The following is a 17640-nucleotide window of genomic DNA, read 5'->3' on the forward strand; positions in this document are numbered from 1 at the left end:
GGAGGGGACGATGGCCTACGCCGAGCATGATGCCCACGACCATGGACCGCAGAGTTTCTGGACGCGCTACGTCTGGAGCCAGGACCACAAGGTGATCGCGGTGCAGTACACGCTGGTGGCCATCTTCGTGGGGCTGGTGGGCGTGGTGCTCTCGAACCTGATGCGCATGCAGCTGGGCTTTCCCGGCAAGTTAGATTTCATCGACGCCAACCGCTACTACCAGTACGTGACGATGCACGGGATGATCATGGTGATCTACCTGCTGACGGCGCTGTTCCTCGGCGGGTTCGGCAATTACCTGATCCCGTTGATGGTGGGCGCCCGGGACATGGTGTTCCCGTTCCTGAACATGCTGAGCTTCTGGGTGTACTTCCTTTCGGTGATCGTGCTGCTGGCGAGCTTCTTCGTGCCGGGCGGGCCCACCGGTGCGGGCTGGACACTCTATCCGCCGCAGGCCATCCTGCCCGGTACGCCGGGGCACGACTGGGGCATCATCATGATGCTGGTGTCGCTGCTGATCTTCATCGTGGCGGCGACGATGGGCGGCCTGAACTACGTCACCACCGTGCTGCAGGCGCGCACCCAGGGCATGACGCTGCTGCGCATGCCACTGTCCGTGTGGGGCATCTTCATGGCGACGGTGCTGGCGCTGCTGGCGTTTCCGGCGCTGTTCGTGTCGGGCGTGATGATGCTGTTCGACAAGACGCTCGGCACGAGCTTCTTCATGCCGGCCATGGTGTCGATGGGCCAGCAGCTCGACTACAAGGGCGGCAGTCCGCTGTTGTTCCAGCACCTGTTCTGGTTCTTCGGCCATCCCGAGGTCTACATCGTCGCGCTGCCGGCCTTCGGCATCGTCTCCGATCTGGTCAGCGTGCATTCGCGCAAGAGCATCTTCGGCTACCGCACGATGGTGTGGGCGATCCTGGCCATCGGGCTGCTCTCGGTCGTGGTGTGGGCGCACCACATGTTCGTGAGCGGCATGAACCCGTACTTCGGCTTCTTCTTCGCCACCACTACGCTGATCATCGCAGTGCCCACGGCCATCAAGGTTTACAACTGGGTCATCACGCTGTGGCGCGGCGACATCCATTTCACGGTGCCGATGCTGTTCGCCATTGCCTTCATCAGCACGTTCGTGATCGGCGGGCTGACCGGGCTGTTCCTCGGCAACGTCAGCGTGGACATTCCGCTGTCGAACACCTACTTCGTGGTGGCGCACTTCCATATGGTGATGGGCGTGTCACCGATCCTGGTGGTTTTTGGCGGCCTCTACCACTGGTATCCCAAGGTGACCGGGCGCATGCTCGACGATACGCTGGGCCGCCTGCACTTCTGGGTGACGTTCATCGGCACCTACGCGATCTTCTTCCCCATGCACTACCTCGGGGTGCTCGGCATGCCGCGCCGGTACTACGCGTGGGAGAACTATGGCTTCATCCCGGAATCGGCGCACACGATGAACATGTACATCTCCGTGGCAGCATTCGTGGTGGCGGCGGCGCAGCTCGTGTTCGTGTTCAACCTGTTCTGGAGCCTGCGGCGGGGCGAGCGGGCCAACGGCAACCCCTGGCGCGCGGCGTCGCTCGAATGGCAGACGCCCGATACGCCGCCGGCGCACGGCAACTGGGGTCCGCAGTTGCCGGTGGTGTACCGCTGGGCCTATGCATACAGCGTGCCGGGAGCGAAGGACGATTTCATCGCGCAGAACGCGCCGCCAGAAGAGGGCGGCGCGGAACCCGAAGCGCATTCGAGCCGGGGGGCCGTGGCATGAACCGCGAATCATTGGCCGCCGAGGGCGGGGCAGGGGTCTTCCGGGTCTCGCGCGAATCGTCGGGCGGCGGGGCCGACGGCGACGCCACGCATGGCCAGCGCCGGCGTGCACCGGGCGGCATCGGGCTGTGGGTGTTCATGGGCGTGGTCACGTCGCTGTTCGCGCTGTTCCTGACCGCGTACGTGATGCGGATGGAGAGCCCCGACTGGCATCGCATTGCGCTGCCGTGGCAGGTCTGGTTGTCGACGGCGCTCTTGGCTGCTGCGAGCGTGGCGATGGGCGTGGCGGCACGTGCGGCGCGCGCGGCACGCATGGCCGATGCACGCCGTGCGCTGCGGCTCGGCGGGCTCGGCGCGGCGGCCTTTGTCGGTTCGCAGCTCTGGGCGTGGGCCGCGCTGCAGGCGATGCACGTGGGCGTGGCTGGCAATCCGGCAGGCAGCTTCTTCTACCTGCTGACAGCAATGCATGGGCTGCACATGATCGGGGGGCTGATCGGCTTTCTCGTGGTGGCGGCGGATCGGGGCAGCGGCGCGCGCACACAGCTACGCATCGTGTTGTGCGCACGGTACTGGCATTTTCTGCTGGCCGTGTGGCTGGTGCTGCTGGCGACGCTGGGCTGGCTGACGCCCGAGATCGTCGACTTCATCTGCGGCAGGGGATGACGGAGGTGTACCGATGAGTTCGCAGATCACAACCCACCCCACGGCCGCCGGCCACCCGCCGGCGGGACTGCGCGGCCTGGTCGCGGACTGGTCCTCGGACCAGCGCGCGTTCAAGGTGTCGTGGGGCAAGGCGATGATGTGGATCTTCCTGCTGTCCGACACGTTCGTCTTCAGTTGCTTCCTGATCGGCTACATGACCGTGCGGATGACCACGACCGTGCCGTGGCCCAATCCGAGCGAGGTCTTCGCGCTGGACATCGCCGGGCAGCCGGTGCCGCTGATCCTGATCGCCATCATGACGTTCGTGCTGATCACCAGCAGCGGCACCATGGCGATGGCGGTCAACTACGCATACCGGCGCCAGCCGCTGCAGTGCGCGTACCTGATGCTGGCCACCGCGTGGCTGGGCGAGGTCTTCGTCTGCATGCAGGCGTTCGAGTGGACCAAGCTGATACAGGAGGGGGTGCGCCCATGGGGCAATCCGATGGGCGCCGAGCAGTTCGGTTCCACGTTCTTCATGATCACGGGCTTCCACGGCTTTCACGTGACCTGCGGCGTGATCTATCTGCTGGTGATGGCCAGCAAGGTGCTGCGCGGCCACTACCATGCCAGCGGCAACTACCAGCCCGTGGAGATCGCCGGACTGTACTGGCACTTCGTGGACCTGGTGTGGGTGTTCATTTTCGCGCTCTACTATCTCTGGTGAGGCAGGCCATGTCGATCCATCCCGCTACGCCGGCTGCACCCGGCAAGCTACCTGACACGCAGGCGAGCCACGAGGGGCACGAAGGCCAGGAAGGCCAGCAGCATCCACTCGGGCTCTATCTCAAGGTCTGGCTGCTGTTGTTCGTGCTGTCGACGCTGTCGTACATGGTCGACTATTTTCACGTGAGCGGGCCGCTGCGCTGGACGCTGATCCTCGTCTTCATGGCGTTGAAGGCGGGATTGATCATCTCGGTCTTCATGCACATGGCCTGGGAGCGCATGGCGCTGATGTGGGCGATCCTGCTGCCCCCACTGTGCCTGCTGGTGCTGGTATGGCTGATGGCGGCGGAAGCGGACTACACGTTCCTGCTGCGGGGGGAGTTCTTCAGATAGGAGGTCGCGCTCCTCTCCCGCGTGCGCGAACACGCGGAAGAGGAGGGGACTACTGCTTAGACCTGCGTGATGAACTTGGTCACGAGGTAGCCATCGAAGGTTTCCTGGCCGCCTTCGCTGCCGATGCCGGAATCCTTGATGCCGCCGAACGGCGTCTCGGACAGTGCCATGCCGAAGTGGTTGATGTTGACCATGCCGGCCTCCAGGCCGTTGGACACCTGGTGCGCGGTCTTCAGCGAGTTCGTGAAGACATACGACGCCAGGCCGAACGGCAGGCTGTTGGCACGGCGCAGCACTTCCTCGGTGTCCTTGAAGCGCGTAACCGGCGCCACCGGGCCGAACGGCTCTTCGGTCATCAGCTTCGAGTCGTCGGGCAGGTCGGTGACCACGGTCGGGGCGAAGAAGAAGCCCTTGTCGCCGATGCGTGCGCCGCCGGCCACGACCTTGCCGCCGCGATGGCTGGCGTCGTCGAGGAACTGCTCCATCGACGCGATGCGGCGCTCGTGTGCCAGCGGACCCATCTGCGTGCCGTCATCGAGGCCGTTGCCGACCTTGATCGAGCCGATGACCTCGGTGAAGCGCGCAAGGAACTTGTCGTAGGCCTTTTCCTGGACGTAGAAGCGCGTCGGCGAGACGCAGACCTGGCCGGCATTGCGCAGCTTGAAGCGCGCCAGCATCTCGGCGGCGGGCTCGATGTCGGCATCGTCGAACACCAGCACCGGCGAGTGGCCGCCCAGTTCCATCGTGACGCGCTTCATGTGGGCGCCCGCCAGCGCGGCCAACTGCTTGCCCACGGGCACGGAACCAGTGAACGAGATCTTGCGCACGATCGGCGATTCGATCAGGTAGGTCGAGATTTCGCCGGGCACGCCCCAGACGATGTTCAGCACGCCCGGGGGCAGTCCTGCATCGTGGAACAGGCGCGCCAGCGCTACCACAGCACTCGGGGAGTCTTCCGGGCCTTTCAGGATCAGCGTGCAGCCGGCGCCGATGGCGGCAACGATCTTGCGGATGGCCTGGTTGAACGGGAAGTTCCACGGCGTGAAGGCCGCGCACACGCCAATCGGCTCGCGCACCACAATCTGGCGCACGGCCGGGTTGCGCGGCGGAATGACGCGGCCGTAGATACGGCGGCATTCCTCGGCATGCCATTCGGCGTGTTCGGCGCAGATCGTGACTTCGGCCACGGCCTCGGCCAGCGGCTTGCCCTGGTCCAGCGTGATGTCGCGGCCAATCTCGCGGGCACGGGTACGCGTCAGTTCTGCCACGCGGCGCAGGATGGCCGAGCGCTCCAGCGGCGAGGTCTTCTTCCAGCTCTCGAAGGCGCGCTGGGCGGCGGCCAGCGCGCGATCCAGGTCAGCCGTGGTGGCGTGCGGCAGCTTGCCCAGCAGTTCCTGAGTGGCCGGGTTGATGACGTCCTGCTCGCGCCGGTCGCCTCCCTTGACGAATTCGCCATCGATGTAAAGGGCCAGATCCTGGTACACCATGTGTCACTCCTGTGAGGGTGGAACGGCGCGCCATCCTGGCGCCCCGCGAACGGTCGGAACGAAAAACGCAAGCTTAACGCTTCGGCGCACGGCGCGCACAGGGATCATGCTGGCCGATTATCGGTTGTCGGCCGAGCCGGTGTCAGCGGGACGCCAATGGCGGCCGTGGCGGCGGAGCCTTTACACTGACCGGTCCGCCATCCTCGCGCTTTGCTGCAGCGCGTCATTTCTCCGCCATGAAGCCCGACGCCAGACTGACCACCGGCCCGATCGGCCGCACGCTGCTGATGTTCTCGCTGCCGGTGCTCGGCAGCAACATCCTGCAGTCGCTCAACGCCTCGATCAATTCGGTCTGGGTAGGCCGCTACCTTGGCGAGGCGGCGCTCACGGCGACGTCGAACGCCAACATCATCCTGTTCTTCCTGCTTGGCGTGGTGTTCGGCATCAGCATGGCCAACACGATCCTGATCGGGCAGGCCATCGGCGCGCGTGACATCGACGAGGCGCGGCGTGTAGTGGGCACGGGCACGACGTTCTTCGTGGGACTGTCGGTACTGGCGGCGGTACTCGGTTACGTCTTCACCCCCGATATCCTGGCCGCGATGCAGACGCCGGCCGACGCCGCGCCGCTGGCTGTCAGCTACCTGCGCATCATCTTCATCGCGCTGCCATTCATGTATTTCTACAACTTCGTGATGATGACGCTGCGCGGCGCCGGGGATTCACGCACGCCGTTCTACTTCATGCTGCTGTCCGCCGTGCTCGACGTGGTGTTGAACCCGGTGCTGATCTTCGGCGTGGGGCCGCTGCCGCCGCTTGGCATTGCCGGATCCGCCATGGCAACGCTGATCGCACAACTGACCAGCCTTGTGGCGATGATCGTGCTGCTGTATCGGCGCAAGCACTTCCTGCTGCTGCATCGTACGCAGCTTGGCCTGTTGCTGCCCGATGCCGCGATCCTGCGCGCGCTGGTGGCCAAGGGGCTGCCGATGGGACTGCAGATGGTGGTGATCTCGTCGTCGGCCATCGTCATGATGTCGATGGTCAACACCTATGGCTCGCAGACCACGGCGGCGTACGGTGTGGCCTCGCAGCTCTGGACCTACGTGCAGATGCCGGCGCTGGCCGTGGGTGCCAGCGTGTCATCGATGGTGGCGCAGAACGTGGGAGCCGGCCTGTGGACGCGCGTGTCGCGCATCACGCAGGTAGGGCTGCTGTTCAACGTGGTGATGACCGGCGCCCTGGTGGCGTTGATCTACCTGTTCAATCGCCACTCGCTGGGCATCTTCCTTGGCGACGACAGCGTGGCGATCGGGATCGCGCAGCACGTGAACCGTGTGGTGCTCTGGTCTTTCATCCTGTTCGGCTTCACGATCGTCGTGTTCGGCACGGTGCGCGCCACGGGCGCCGTCATGGCGCCTCTGATGATCCTGTTTGTGTCGATGTGGGTGATCCGGCTGCCGTTTGCGTGGCTGCTCGGCCCGCATATCGGCGCGGAATCGATCTGGTGGAGCTTTCCGCTGGGTTCGGTGGTGTCGGTGGTCCTGGCCTTCGCCTACTACCGCTTCGGAAACTGGAAGCGCAGCCACATCCTGCCCGTAACGCCGCATGCCGACGCTGTGGGGCTGGCACCCGATACCAGCATGGGCACGCCGTGCGAAGACGCGGCCACCGAACCGGCGCGTTGAAAACCGCCCACGCACACATTCATCGGTATTTCGGATGACCGGACATATGATCTCTGCGATTGCCGCAGTGTCCGGTATGTAGCGCTCCGTAAGCGAGTCGAAAGCTTGGCGGGCCCGCGCGGCCCGCATCCCGCCTCCACGCGTGGTCTTCCCTTTCACGCGCCTTTCAGGCCAGTCTTTCAATTGCCTTGCATCATCGCCCGCCATTACATCACAACATGATGTAATGGCCGAAAGATGTCGCGCGCAGTGAATCGGTGAATACCCTAGACCCCAGACAAATGAAAGGCCGCTGAAAGATCACGTTCTTATCTTTCGCAGCGTCGCGATCGAACGCGTCCGTATCGCGCGTTCACGTGTGGCACGTCTGAGCCGGCGTGCCGTGCGGTACCGCCTTTCATACTTTTGAGGAGAATCGTTTTGCGCATACGCAGCCAAAAGGACTTTGCCTCCGGCCTGATGTTCATCCTGGTCGGCCTGGGCTTTTCCTTCGTCGCGCGCGGCTATTCGATGGGAACAGCCGCCAAGATGGGACCCGGATACTTTCCGTTCCTGCTCGGCCTCGTGCTCGCGCTGTTGGGCGCGATCGTGACGATCGGAGCGTTGTCGTCCAAGGGCGAGGCAGACCACCTGGCCCGCTGGGACCTGAAGATCCTGCTCTGGATCCTCGGTTCGGTGGTGCTGTTCGGCCTGCTGCTGAAGCCGCTCGGCATGGTGCTGTCGGTGTTCGTGCTGGTGCTGGTGTCGTCGATGGCCAGCCACGAGTTCAGCTGGAAGGGCGCGCTGCTCAATGGCGTGGTACTCGTGCTGATCAGCATGGGCGCCTTCGTCTACGGCATCAACCTGCAGATGCCGGTCTGGCCTGCCTTCATCACCGGCTAAGGAGTCGCATCAAATGGAATTGTTCGATCACCTTGCCTTGGGGTTCTCCACGGCATTGTCGCTGCAGAACCTCGCCTACGCGTTCCTCGGCTGCGTGCTCGGTACGCTGATCGGCGTGCTGCCGGGCCTGGGGCCACTGGCCACCATCGCCATGCTGCTGCCGGTCACGTACTCGCTGCCGCCGGTGGCCGCGCTGATCATGCTGGCCGGTATCTACTACGGCGCGCAATACGGCGGCTCCACCACCGCCATTCTCGTGAACCTGCCCGGTGAATCGTCGTCGGTGGTCACCACGATCGACGGCTACCAGATGGCACGGCGTGGCCGCGCCGGTGTGGCGCTGGCCACCGCCGGCCTGGGTTCGTTCTTCGCCGGCTGCGTGGCCACGCTGATCCTGGCTGCCTTTGCCACGCCGCTGTCGGAACTGGCGTTCAAGTTCGGCCCCGCCGAGTACTTCTCGCTGATGATCCTCGGCCTGATCGGTGCCGTGGTGCTGGCCTCGGGTTCGCTGCCGAAGGCCGTGTCGATGATCGTGCTGGGCCTGCTGATGGGCCTGATCGGCACCGACGTGAACTCGGGCGCCGCGCGTTTCTCGTTCGATGTGCCCGAGCTGACCGACGGTATCGACTTCGTCGCACTGGCCATGGGTATGTTCGGCTTCGCGGAAATCATCGCGAACCTGGAGCAGAAGGAAGCCCGCGAGACGTTCACGAACAAGGTGACGAACCTGTTCCCGACGCGGGAAGACTTCAAGCGCATGATCCCCGCCGTGCTGCGTGGCACGGTACTGGGCTCGGCCCTCGGTATCCTGCCGGGTGGCGGTGCGGCACTGGCGTCGTTCGCGGCCTACTCGCTGGAAAAGAAGACCTCGAAGTTCGCCCACGAGTTCGGCAAGGGTGCGATCGAAGGCGTGGCGGGTCCGGAATCGGCCAACAACGCCGCGGCACAGACCTCGTTCATCCCGCTGCTGACGCTCGGCATTCCGCCCAACGCCGTGATGGCGCTGATGGTGGGCGCGATGACGATCCACAACATCCAGCCGGGTCCGCAGGTCATGACCAGCAACCCGTCGCTGTTCTGGGGCCTGATCGCCTCGATGTGGATCGGCAACCTGATGCTGATCATCCTGAACCTGCCGATGATCGGGATCTGGGTGAAGCTGCTGACCGTGCCGTACCGCTTCCTGTATCCGGCCATCCTGACGTTCTGCTGCATCGGCGTGTACTCGGTCAACAACCAGACCTTCGACGTCTTCATGGCAGCGGCCTTCGGTGTGATCGGCTACCTGTTCCTGAAGCTCAGGTGCGAACCCGCACCGCTGCTGCTCGGCTTCGTGCTGGGACCGATGATGGAAGAGAACTTCCGCCGTACGTTGCTGCTCTCGCGTGGCGACTTCACGGTGTTCTTCAGCCGGCCGCTGTCGCTGGGCCTGCTGATTGCCGCTGCTGCGCTGGTTGCCGTGGTGGCGCTGCCATCGATCAAGGCCAAGCGCGAAGAGGCGTTCCAGGAAGAATAACGCTCCGTGGCGTTCCTGAACCACGCCGGCGCCATGCCGGCGTTCATGTAGCAAGCTTTCGGGGTGCCCTTGCGCACCCCGTTTTTTCAGCCAGACGTTCGACTGCGCAAGATGATCCTGACACCCGCACCATTGGCTGCGTCGCCTGCGCCCATGAAATCGCCATCGCTAGAGAAAATCGTTTCCCGGCTCTACATCCTGAAGATCGTCCAGGCACGTCCCAGTACGGTGTTCAACCTGATGGAGCGCCTGCGCGAGCGGGGCATCGACAAGAATATCCGCGCGCTGCGGCCGGTACTGCGCAGCCTGATGATGGCGCGCGCCATCACGGCCGAACTGGTGGAAGGCAATGGCCGGGTCTACACGATCACCGACCAGGGCCGGGCGGAACTTGACGCCTACATGTCGCACCTCGCCGTGCTCAAGGACGAGCTTCCCGCTTCAGCGGAATAATCGGCGCGGCCAGAAAGAAAAAAGAGCCCGGCGGCCACGAGGGCCTGCCGGGCTCGCCCCAGAATGAGCCTGGAGTTACTGTGCGGCTTGCGTGGTCACCAGTTCCTGGGCCGTCGCGTTGCTCGTGCTGCTCTGTGCCACCAGCACCTTGATGCGGTTCGGCACCACGGCGCCAATGCCGTCGACCGGAATGGTCGTGATCAGCCAATCGTCATTCTTGTTGATCGTCAGCGCGCCCGAATCGAAGATCACCGTCTTCGTGCCGGCGGTGGTGATGCGCAGGCGATAGGTGCCGCCATCCACGTACTGCGAATCCTGCGTCGATGCCGGGACGGCCGACTTGTAGGCCACCGAGCCCATGTTCGGCTGCACGGTATTGATGTCCGTGGCTTGCTGCGTCAGGTAGACGTCGATGTTCTGCGCGTTTACCGAGGCGTTGAACACGCGCACCCGTGCCGAGGTGTCGAGCAGGCCCTTGCCGTACGGATCGTCGATCTGCACCAGTTCAGGAGCCGTCAGGCCCGGCACCGCGACGATGGTGTACTTGTGGCCGGTACGGGCGTCCACGGTGGTCTGGCCCAGCTGGGTCGACGTGCCGGCACGGTTCAGCGCGAACAGCTGGTTGCCGGTTTCCACGTTGTTGTAGCCCGAGACCGTCTTGTAGGGCACGTTCTGGATCGGGGTCAGGGCGCCGTTCTGCAGCACGTCCACGTTCGGGCCACCAGTGACGGCATGGATCACGCGCACCGAAGGCTTGCTCAGACCGATACGGTCATCGATGCCGTCGTCGCCGCCGCCGCAAGCTGCGAGTACGGCGGTGGTTGCCAGAGCCAGGCCCAGAATCATTCTTCGCTTCATTTGTGTCATGGGTTCACCTCTTACCGTTGGGATCAGGAAGCGCGCGGACGCGGGACGCAGCGATCCATCGCCATCGGCAGTGCAGCCGGTCCGGCGAAGGTGGTCTCGTCGTTGCGTGCGATGTGTGCCGCGCGCGGCAATCGTTACTGCATGTTGCTGCTGGCAGCCGTGTGGAGTTGCGCTTGCCTGATGCAACGATAGGCATCCGCCTGTCTCGCAGACAGACGCGGGCTTCCGATATCCCTGTCGGAGGAATCCCACAATTTGGTTGCAATCCTGACACACGGGCGTACGTGTCGGCGATGTGGCGAATGCAGGCAGCAGTTACTGAAAACGCAGGCGTGCATTGGGTATCCGGTGCCTGACCGGGGCGCGAGGCGGTTTGCTTCATGCGCGAAACACGCCTCGCAGCGGTTGCGCAGGGCGCGCAACCGATGAAAAAACTACACCATCACCACCTGGTTGCGGCCGTTGCGCTTGGCCTGGTAGAGGCCCGCGTCAGCGGCTTCGACGAGCCGGTTGAAGTTCACGTCGGTGTCCGGCACGATGACCGCGCCACCGATGCTGACAGTGACGAAGCTGCTGTTCGGCGAGCCCGTGTGCGCGATCTGCAGTGTTTCAATCGCGCGCCTGACTTTCTCCGCCAGCAGGCGCGCGCCACCGGGCGACGTGGCGGGCAGGATCATCGAGAACTCCTCGCCGCCAAAGCGCGCGGGCAGGTCCGCCGGCCGCGCACAGTTCTCGCGGATCACGGTGGCTACCCGGCGCAGCACCTCGTCGCCGGCCACGTGGCCATAGGTGTCGTTGTACGCCTTGAACGCATCCACATCGATCATCAGCAGCGCCAGTTGCGTCTGCTCGCGCTGGGCGCGCCGCCATTCGGCGCCGAGGTACTCGTCGAAATAGCGCCGGTTCGAGAGTCCGGTCAGGCCGTCGGAGTTCGTCAGGCGCTGCAGTTCCAGATTGGTTTCGAGCAACTGCTGCTGGCTCTGGCGCAGCGCCCGGTAGGCTTCGTCGCGCTGCAGCAGGTTCAGGTACGAACGCGAGTGGTAGCGGATGCGCGCCACCAGTTCGATCGTGTCGGGCAGCTTCACGAGGTAGTCGTTCGCGCCGGCGGCAAACGCGGCGCTTTTCATCGTGGGCTCTTCCTTGGTGGAGAGCACGATGATCGGGATGTCCCGCGTGCCGGGGTTGTCGCGGTAGCGGCGCACCAGCGTCAGGCCGTCGGTGCCCGGCATGACCAGATCCTGCAGGATCACTGTGGGCTGCGTGCGCTCGGCCACCGCCACGGCTTCCTCGGGATGGGCGCAGTAGTGGAAGTCGATGTCGGGCTCGTCCGCGAGGGCGCGGCGGATGGCCTCGCCGATGATGGCCTGGTCGTCCACCAGCAGCACCATGGCCATGTACTCGTTCTTTGCGCTGGCGGCCGCGTCGCCGCCCTGGTTCGCTCTGGACATCATCTGTATTCCTTGTTCGCGTTCTTCTTGTCGTTCTTGTCGTTTTTGTCTGGCCGGTCGGTTGCGTCGGCGCACGCGCGCACCAGCCGTGGCGCGATGCGGGGCAGCGGCAGGATCTCGCTGGCCGCGCCAATCGCGGCGGCGGCTTTTGGCATGCCGTAGACCGCGCTGGTGGCCTGGTCCTGCGCGATGGTCAGGAAGCCGCGTTCGCGCATGGCCTTGAGCCCCTGCGCGCCGTCGCGGCCCATGCCGGTCAGCAGCACGCCCATCGCTGCGCCGCGCCAGTGCTCCACGACGCTTTCGAAGAACACGTCGATCGATGGCCGGTACAGGTAGTCGCCGGGTTCGGCGGTGTAGGCCATGCGCGCGCCGGCCACCAGCCGCAGGTGGTCGTTGGTGCCGGCCAGCAGCACCGTGCCGGCCTGCGGCATTTCACCGGCGCGCGCAATCCGCACCGGCATCGGGCACTGCGCGTCGAGCCACTCGGCCATGCCCTGCGCGAAGGCTTCGTCCACGTGCTGCACCGCCACCACGGCAGCGCCGAAATCGGCGGGCAGGGCGCCCAGCAGCGAGGCCAGCGCGGCGGGGCCGCCGGCCGAGGCGCCGATCGACACCAGCCGCGGCGCCGCCAGGGCCGACGTGGCCGCGGCCAGCGCCGGTGCCGCCTGCAGGCGGCCGCCGATCAGCCGGCCGATGTTGCGGATCTTGCGCAGCAGCGGTCCGGCGGCAAGCCGTGCGTCGGATTCGGTCAGCGTGGGAGTGTCCACGGCGTCGATGGCGCCATGGCCCATGGCATCGAACACCTGGTTGGCGTTGCGGCCCAGATCCATCGTCACCACCACGATGGCGCAGGGCGTGGCGGCCATGATGCGCCGCGTGGCCTCCACGCCATCCATGACCGGCATCAGCAGGTCCATCAGGATCAGGTCCGGCGTCTGCGCGGCGGCCATCTGCACGCCGAGTTCGCCGTTGGCGGCCACCCAGGCCACTTCCAGGTCCGGGTCCAGCGCCAGCGCGCGGCGCAGCGCCGCGACAGCCAGTGCGGAATCGTTGACGATGCCAATTCTCATGGACGTGCCTCGCCGATCAGGTCCCGCACGGCATCCAGCAGTGCGGTGTCATGGAAACTGCCCTTGGCCAGATAATAGTCCGCTCCGGCCTGCATGCCGCGTTCGCGGTCCTGCTCGCGGTCCTTGTACGACACGATCATGACTGGCAGCTGCGCCAGCCGGGCATCGGCCCGGATACGGCCCACCAGTTCGATCCCGTCCATGCGCGGCATGTCCACGTCGGTGATGACGAGGTCGAACGGCTCGGCGCGCAGCACATTCCAGCCGTCCATGCCGTCCACGGCCACGCTGACGTCATAGCCCCGGCCCGCCAGCAGCTTGCGTTCGAGTTCGCGCACCGTCAGAGAGTCATCCACCACCAGCACGCGCCGGCGGGCCACGGCCGCCGCGTCGGCACCCTGCTGGCGCACATGCTCGATGCGGCCCTCCGATACCAGTTTCTCGACCGAGCGCAGCATGTCCTCGACGTCGAAGATCAGCACCGGCGTGCCGTCGTCGGTCAGGCTGCCGGCGGCGATGTCCTTGATCTTGCCCAGCATCTGCGCCAGCGGCTGCACCACGAGCATGCGCTCGCCCAGCAGCCGGTCCACGGCCACGCCGTACACGCGCTCCTGCTCGCCGATGATGACCACCGGCACGGTGTCGCCTTCCTGCCGCGTCTCGGGACGCTGCAGCAGCTGCGCGGCGCTGACCAGCCCCACGGGCCGCCCGGCATGCCGGAAGTGCTGGTGCCGCTCGGTCTGCTCGATATCGTCGCGCGGCACCGCTACGGCGCGAAGCACGTGCCCGAGCGGAAACGCGTACGCTTCGCCGGCAATCTCCACCAGCAGCGCCCGCACCACTGACAGCGTGAGCGGGAGTTCGAGCATGAAGTGCAGGCCGCTGCCGGGCTGCTGCGACAACTTGAGGCTGCCGCGCACGGCGCGCACCATGTCCTGCACCGCGTCGAGGCCCACGCCGCGACCGGACACTTCGGAGACCTGTTCGCGCAGGCTGAAACCGGGCAGCAGCAGGAATTCGAGCAGTTCGGCCTGCGACAGCTTCACCGCGGTCTCGGGTTGCGCCAGGCCGCGCCGCACCACGGCCGCACGCAGCGCGTCGAGGTCGACGCCTGCCCCGTCGTCGGTAATCTCGATGATCAGGCGCCCGGCGCTGTGGCGCGCCGACAGCGTGATGCGGCCTTCGGCTGGCTTGCCAGTGGCTTCACGCAGGTCGGGCGTTTCGATTCCATGGTCGACGGCGTTGCGCAGCAGGTGAGCCAGCGGCGCGTCGAGCTGTTCGAGAATGTCGCGGTCTACCTGCGTCTGCTCGCCGGACAGCACCAGGTGCACGCTCTTGCCGAGGCTGCGGCCAAGGTCGCGCACCATGCGCGAATAGCCGGTGATGCCGTCCGACAGCGGCCGCATGCGGCACGACAGCGCGGTGTCGTAGAGCCGGCGCGTCAGGCGGCTCGCGCGGTGCTCGTACTGGTCGAACTCCTCCACGCGCTGCGAGAGTTGCGCTTGTCCATCGTCGAGCAACTGGCGCAGTTCGGCCAGCGCGGCGTGGACTTGCGGCGCCGGGGCGGCGCCGTCGTCGAGCAGCGCCTGAGTGCGGTCCAGTGCCTGCAGCGCGCGCATCTGCTGGCGGCGCATCTGCTGCATCGCGCCGGCAAACGGGCTCAGCCAGTGCGATTCGACCATGGCTTCGCCGGCCATCGCCAGCAGCCGGTCGAGCCGCTCGGCGCTGACGCGCAGCATCCGCTCCTGCGTCTCGGGCAACGTGGCGGGTAGCGCCTCGGGTGGCGGCGCAGGCGCGGGCGGGACGGTCGCCTCCGCTTCAGGGGCGGGGGTATCGACGGGCGCCGCGCGCAGCACCGGCGCGGGTGGCGGCGGGCTGGCCGTGCCATCGAGCAGGGCTGCCATGTGGGCCAGCCAGGCATCGATCGCGGGGCGCCCATCGCGTTCGGGCCAGTTCAGGTCGCCGCCGGGCGGATGGCCGATGCGTTGCAGCAAGTCCGTGCCCTGCAGCAGCGCGTCGATATGGGGCGGCGCCAGCCTCAGGTCGCCGCGCTGCGCTGCGACGAGGCAGTCTTCCATCACATGCGCCACCCTTACGCCGCCGTCCAGGCCAACGATGCGCGCGGCGCCCTTGAGCGAATGCGCGGCGCGCATGCACGCTTCGAGATGGGTGGCGGCGGTGGGGTCGCGTTCGAGCGCGAGCAGTCCGCCGTTGAGCACCTCGGCCTGGGCGTCCGCCTCCATGGCGAACAGTTCCAGCATCGACGCATCGCGCAACTGGTCCGGATTCATGCCAGGCTCCGTGACAGCGCCGTGCGCAGCAGGTCGGGATCGAGCAGGCCCACACCATGCGTGCCGTGCGGAAAGATTGCCTTTGTGTAGCGCGCCGAGGCGCGCGCCAGCGTGGCCGGCAGCGGCAGCAGCGCGCTGTGCGGCACGTGCTCGACGCCCGCCACCTCGCTGACCGGCAGCGCGATGCCATGGCGGCCCTGGCCGAGGATCAGGAATCGCGCGGCGCCCTGATGCGCCTTGCCCGGCGCGTCATTGCCGAACAGGTGTGCGAGCGAGATGCAGGTCAGCAGTGTGCCCCGCACGGCGGCCACGCCCAGCAGTGCCGCGTGCCGCCGGTGTGGCAGCGAGTGCACGGGCGCCGGCGCGGTGACTTCGCCCAGCACGGCCGTGGGCAAGGCCAGCCATTCTTCGCCAACCCGGAAGATCAGCAGCGACTGGCCGTCGCGTCGGTCCGCCGGTGCGGCGCGTTCGGCATCCACGCCATCGTCGGCCAACTGTCCGGCGGACAGCGAATCGAGCACGGTTACCGCCGCCTGCGCGTAGACCGGGCAATTGCGGCAGCGGAAATGCTCGGCCAGCCGTGGGCACGAGCGGTCGCCGCCGGTACCGATACGGCGCCAGCAGTCGTCGACCGTGCCGGCGGCCAGGCCGGGAAGCTGGGGCGCCGAGGGCGCGCTGGGCTCAGCCATGGCTCATCCGTGCATGGCGCTGGGCGCGCTGGCGCAGGCGGGCCGCGCCAGCGGCGTCGCCCTCGCTGTCGAGCAGCGCGGCCAGGTGGTAGAGCGCCTCTTCATGGCCCGGGTCCAGATATACGGCCTTGCGGTAGGCGGCATGGGCATCGGCCGCGCGGCCTGCCGCGTCGTGCAGCACGCCGAGCAGGCACCAGCCGCTGGCCGATGCGCCATGGCTGTCGAGAAAGCGCAGGCACGCGGCCGTGGCCGCACCGACATCGCCGCGATCCGCCTGGGCTGAAATGGCGCGCAGTGCCGCGCTGTCATTGCCGGGCGGGGTGGAGCGAGGCTCCGGCGCGACGGCGCGGACGGGCATGGCGCGCGCTATCGGCCGCGCCGCCGGTGCCACGGCAGGCGCGGGCACGGCGCGCAGGCGCGGCGCCGCGGGCACCACTGGCGGCACGGCCACTTCGGGATGGAACGCGAACGCCAATGGAATGCCGGCGCTGCGCATGCCTTCCCGCGTCAGCAGGCTGGCCTCGGCCGGGCCGACAAAGAGCATGCCGTCGGGGCGCACCAGCCTGCGCAGCGTCTGCACGGCCCGGCGCTGCGTGGCCGGATCGAAATAGATCAGCAGGTTGCGGCAGAACACCATGTCGTAGGGCGGCTCGGCGGCCAGCAGGCCCGGGTCCATCAGGTTGCCGGACAGCAGGCGCACCTGGTTCCGGACCGTCTCGGAGAGCTGGTAGCCGCCCGGCGCCGCAGTGAAATGGCGCGCCCGGAAATCGAGCGGCTGGCCGCGGAATGCGTTGCCGCCGTAAAGGCCGGCCTTCGCCCGGGCCAGCGCACGGGCCGAGATATCGACCGCATCGACGCGGAAGCGTGCCGCCGGCAGCCCGCCATCGAGCAGCGCCATGGCAATCGAATAGGGTTCCTCGCCGGTGGAGCAGGGCACGCTCAGCACGCGCAGCAGCCGTTCGCCGTCGCCCAGCACGCGCTGGGCCGCCAGCCGGGCCAGCGCCAGCAGGGACTCGCGGTGGCGGAAGAACCAGGTTTCGGGTACCACCACGGCCTCGATCAGCGCCTGCAGCTCGCCGGCGGAGGCGTGCAGCGTGTTCCAGTAGGCCAGCGTGTCGTCGGCGCCCACGGCGATCCGCCGTTCCTCGACCGCGCGGGCGATCACGGCCGGCCCGATGGCGGCGGCGTCCAGCCCGATACGCTCCTTGAGCAGCGCCTCGATCGGCGACATGGCAAGCGTGATCATGCTGGCGTCGCCCCCTGGAACAGCAGGGCGCGCACCGGTTCCGGCAGCAGCGCGTCCACGCGCACCCATTGGATCAACCCGCGCGCATCATGGCGCACCGGGCCCAGGTAACGCGCCTCGCCGGCCTCCACGCCACTGTCGACGAACGTCGCCGGATCGCAGCGCAGCGTGTCGGTCGCGTATTCGAGCCGCAGGCCGAGCAGGCGGCTGGCGTCCCCGGCATTCGGCCGGTAATGCACCATGACAGTGCGCGTGCTGGTGCGGGCGGCTGCCGGCTGGCCGGTGGCGAGGGCGGTCATGTCGATCACGGGAACAGGCTCTCCATGGCGCACCATCAGGCCGGCGACCCACGCCGGGGCGCCGGGAACCTGGCGCGTGGCGGCCAGCGGCAGCACCTCGGCTACCTCGGCGCTGTCGAGCGCGTAGTAGTCGGGGCCGATGCGGAACAGCAGGAAGAGCGCCATGGGCAGCC

The 17640-nt window shown here is 66.8% G+C and carries 16 protein-coding genes; 8 read left to right on the forward strand and 8 right to left on the reverse strand.

All coding sequences use genetic code 11. The annotated features are described in order from the left end of the window. Positions 1–10: 10 nt before the first annotated feature. The 4 genes from ctaD to EV147_RS17825 are packed head-to-tail and all read left to right on the forward strand — an operon-like array spanning position 11 to position 3531. Positions 11–1771, forward strand: coding sequence for a cytochrome c oxidase subunit I (ctaD, locus tag EV147_RS17810; protein ID WP_130392567.1), 1761 nt, complete (start codon positions 11–13; stop codon positions 1769–1771). After that, entirely contained in the window at positions 1768–2433 is a 666-nt protein-coding gene (locus tag EV147_RS17815; protein ID WP_130392568.1) for a cytochrome c oxidase subunit 3, read from the forward strand. The genes ctaD and EV147_RS17815 overlap by 4 nt, the downstream gene beginning before the upstream one ends. A 13-nt stretch (positions 2434–2446) precedes the next feature. Then, positions 2447–3139, forward strand: coding sequence for a heme-copper oxidase subunit III family protein (locus EV147_RS17820; protein ID WP_130392569.1), 693 nt, complete (start codon positions 2447–2449; stop codon positions 3137–3139). Between the two features lie 8 nt (positions 3140–3147). Next, positions 3148–3531 carry a cytochrome C oxidase subunit IV family protein gene (locus tag EV147_RS17825; protein ID WP_130392570.1) on the forward strand — a complete coding sequence of 128 codons (384 nt, stop codon included), beginning with the start codon at positions 3148–3150 and terminating at the stop codon, positions 3529–3531. Between the two features lie 56 nt (positions 3532–3587). Here EV147_RS17825 and EV147_RS17830 read toward each other — a convergent pair whose 3' ends face one another. After that, positions 3588–5015 (reverse strand): NAD-dependent succinate-semialdehyde dehydrogenase, encoded by a 1428-nt coding sequence (locus EV147_RS17830; RefSeq protein ID WP_130392779.1) that lies wholly within the window; start codon positions 5013–5015, stop codon positions 3588–3590. Between the two features lie 239 nt (positions 5016–5254). Here EV147_RS17830 and EV147_RS17835 point away from each other — a divergent pair, with 239 nt between their 5' ends. From EV147_RS17835 to EV147_RS17850, 4 genes are all read left to right on the forward strand, one after another. Next, positions 5255–6706, forward strand: a complete 1452-nt coding sequence (locus tag EV147_RS17835; protein WP_130392571.1) for an MATE family efflux transporter — start codon at positions 5255–5257, stop codon at positions 6704–6706. A gap of 420 nt (positions 6707–7126) precedes the next feature. Beyond that, positions 7127–7588, forward strand: coding sequence for a tripartite tricarboxylate transporter TctB family protein (locus EV147_RS17840; protein WP_130392572.1), 462 nt, complete (start codon positions 7127–7129; stop codon positions 7586–7588). 13 nt (positions 7589–7601) lie between these two features. Then, positions 7602–9104 (forward strand): tripartite tricarboxylate transporter permease, encoded by a 1503-nt coding sequence (locus EV147_RS17845; protein ID WP_130392573.1) that lies wholly within the window; start codon positions 7602–7604, stop codon positions 9102–9104. A 153-nt stretch (positions 9105–9257) separates the two neighbouring features. Then, complete coding sequence (locus EV147_RS17850) at positions 9258–9557, forward strand: PadR family transcriptional regulator (protein WP_130392574.1); 300 nt, start codon at positions 9258–9260, stop codon at positions 9555–9557. 75 nt (positions 9558–9632) lie between these two features. Here the strand turns inward: EV147_RS17850 and EV147_RS17855 are convergent, their stop codons facing one another. From EV147_RS17855 to EV147_RS17885, 7 genes are all read right to left on the reverse strand, one after another. After that, a complete protein-coding gene (locus EV147_RS17855; protein ID WP_235844806.1) occupies positions 9633–10403 on the reverse strand; it encodes a DUF4397 domain-containing protein in 771 nt (256 codons plus the stop codon). A 455-nt stretch (positions 10404–10858) separates the two neighbouring features. After that, positions 10859–11872, reverse strand: a complete 1014-nt coding sequence (locus EV147_RS17860; RefSeq protein ID WP_130392780.1) for a response regulator — start codon at positions 11870–11872, stop codon at positions 10859–10861. Next, a complete protein-coding gene (gene cheB / locus EV147_RS17865) occupies positions 11872–12942 on the reverse strand; it encodes a chemotaxis response regulator protein-glutamate methylesterase (RefSeq protein WP_130392576.1) in 1071 nt (356 codons plus the stop codon). The genes EV147_RS17860 and cheB overlap by 1 nt, the downstream gene beginning before the upstream one ends. Next, positions 12939–15233, reverse strand: coding sequence for a hybrid sensor histidine kinase/response regulator (locus EV147_RS17870; RefSeq protein WP_130392577.1), 2295 nt, complete (start codon positions 15231–15233; stop codon positions 12939–12941). Before EV147_RS17870 ends, cheB begins: the two co-directional genes overlap by 4 nt. Further along, entirely contained in the window at positions 15230–15922 is a 693-nt protein-coding gene (locus tag EV147_RS17875) for a chemotaxis protein CheW (protein ID WP_130392578.1), read from the reverse strand. Before EV147_RS17875 ends, EV147_RS17870 begins: the two co-directional genes overlap by 4 nt. Then, positions 15915–17168 (reverse strand): CheR family methyltransferase, encoded by a 1254-nt coding sequence (locus EV147_RS17880; protein ID WP_130392579.1) that lies wholly within the window; start codon positions 17166–17168, stop codon positions 15915–15917. The genes EV147_RS17875 and EV147_RS17880 overlap by 8 nt, the downstream gene beginning before the upstream one ends. After that, the gene (locus EV147_RS17885; RefSeq protein ID WP_130392580.1) at positions 17165–17632 is read right to left on the reverse strand and encodes a chemotaxis protein CheW; all 468 of its coding nucleotides are present in this window, start codon (positions 17630–17632) and stop codon (positions 17165–17167) included. The genes EV147_RS17880 and EV147_RS17885 overlap by 4 nt, the downstream gene beginning before the upstream one ends. Positions 17633–17640: the final 8 nt, after the last annotated feature.

The organism is Cupriavidus agavae (assembly GCF_004217045.1).
Taxonomy (GTDB): domain Bacteria; phylum Pseudomonadota; class Gammaproteobacteria; order Burkholderiales; family Burkholderiaceae; genus Cupriavidus; species Cupriavidus agavae.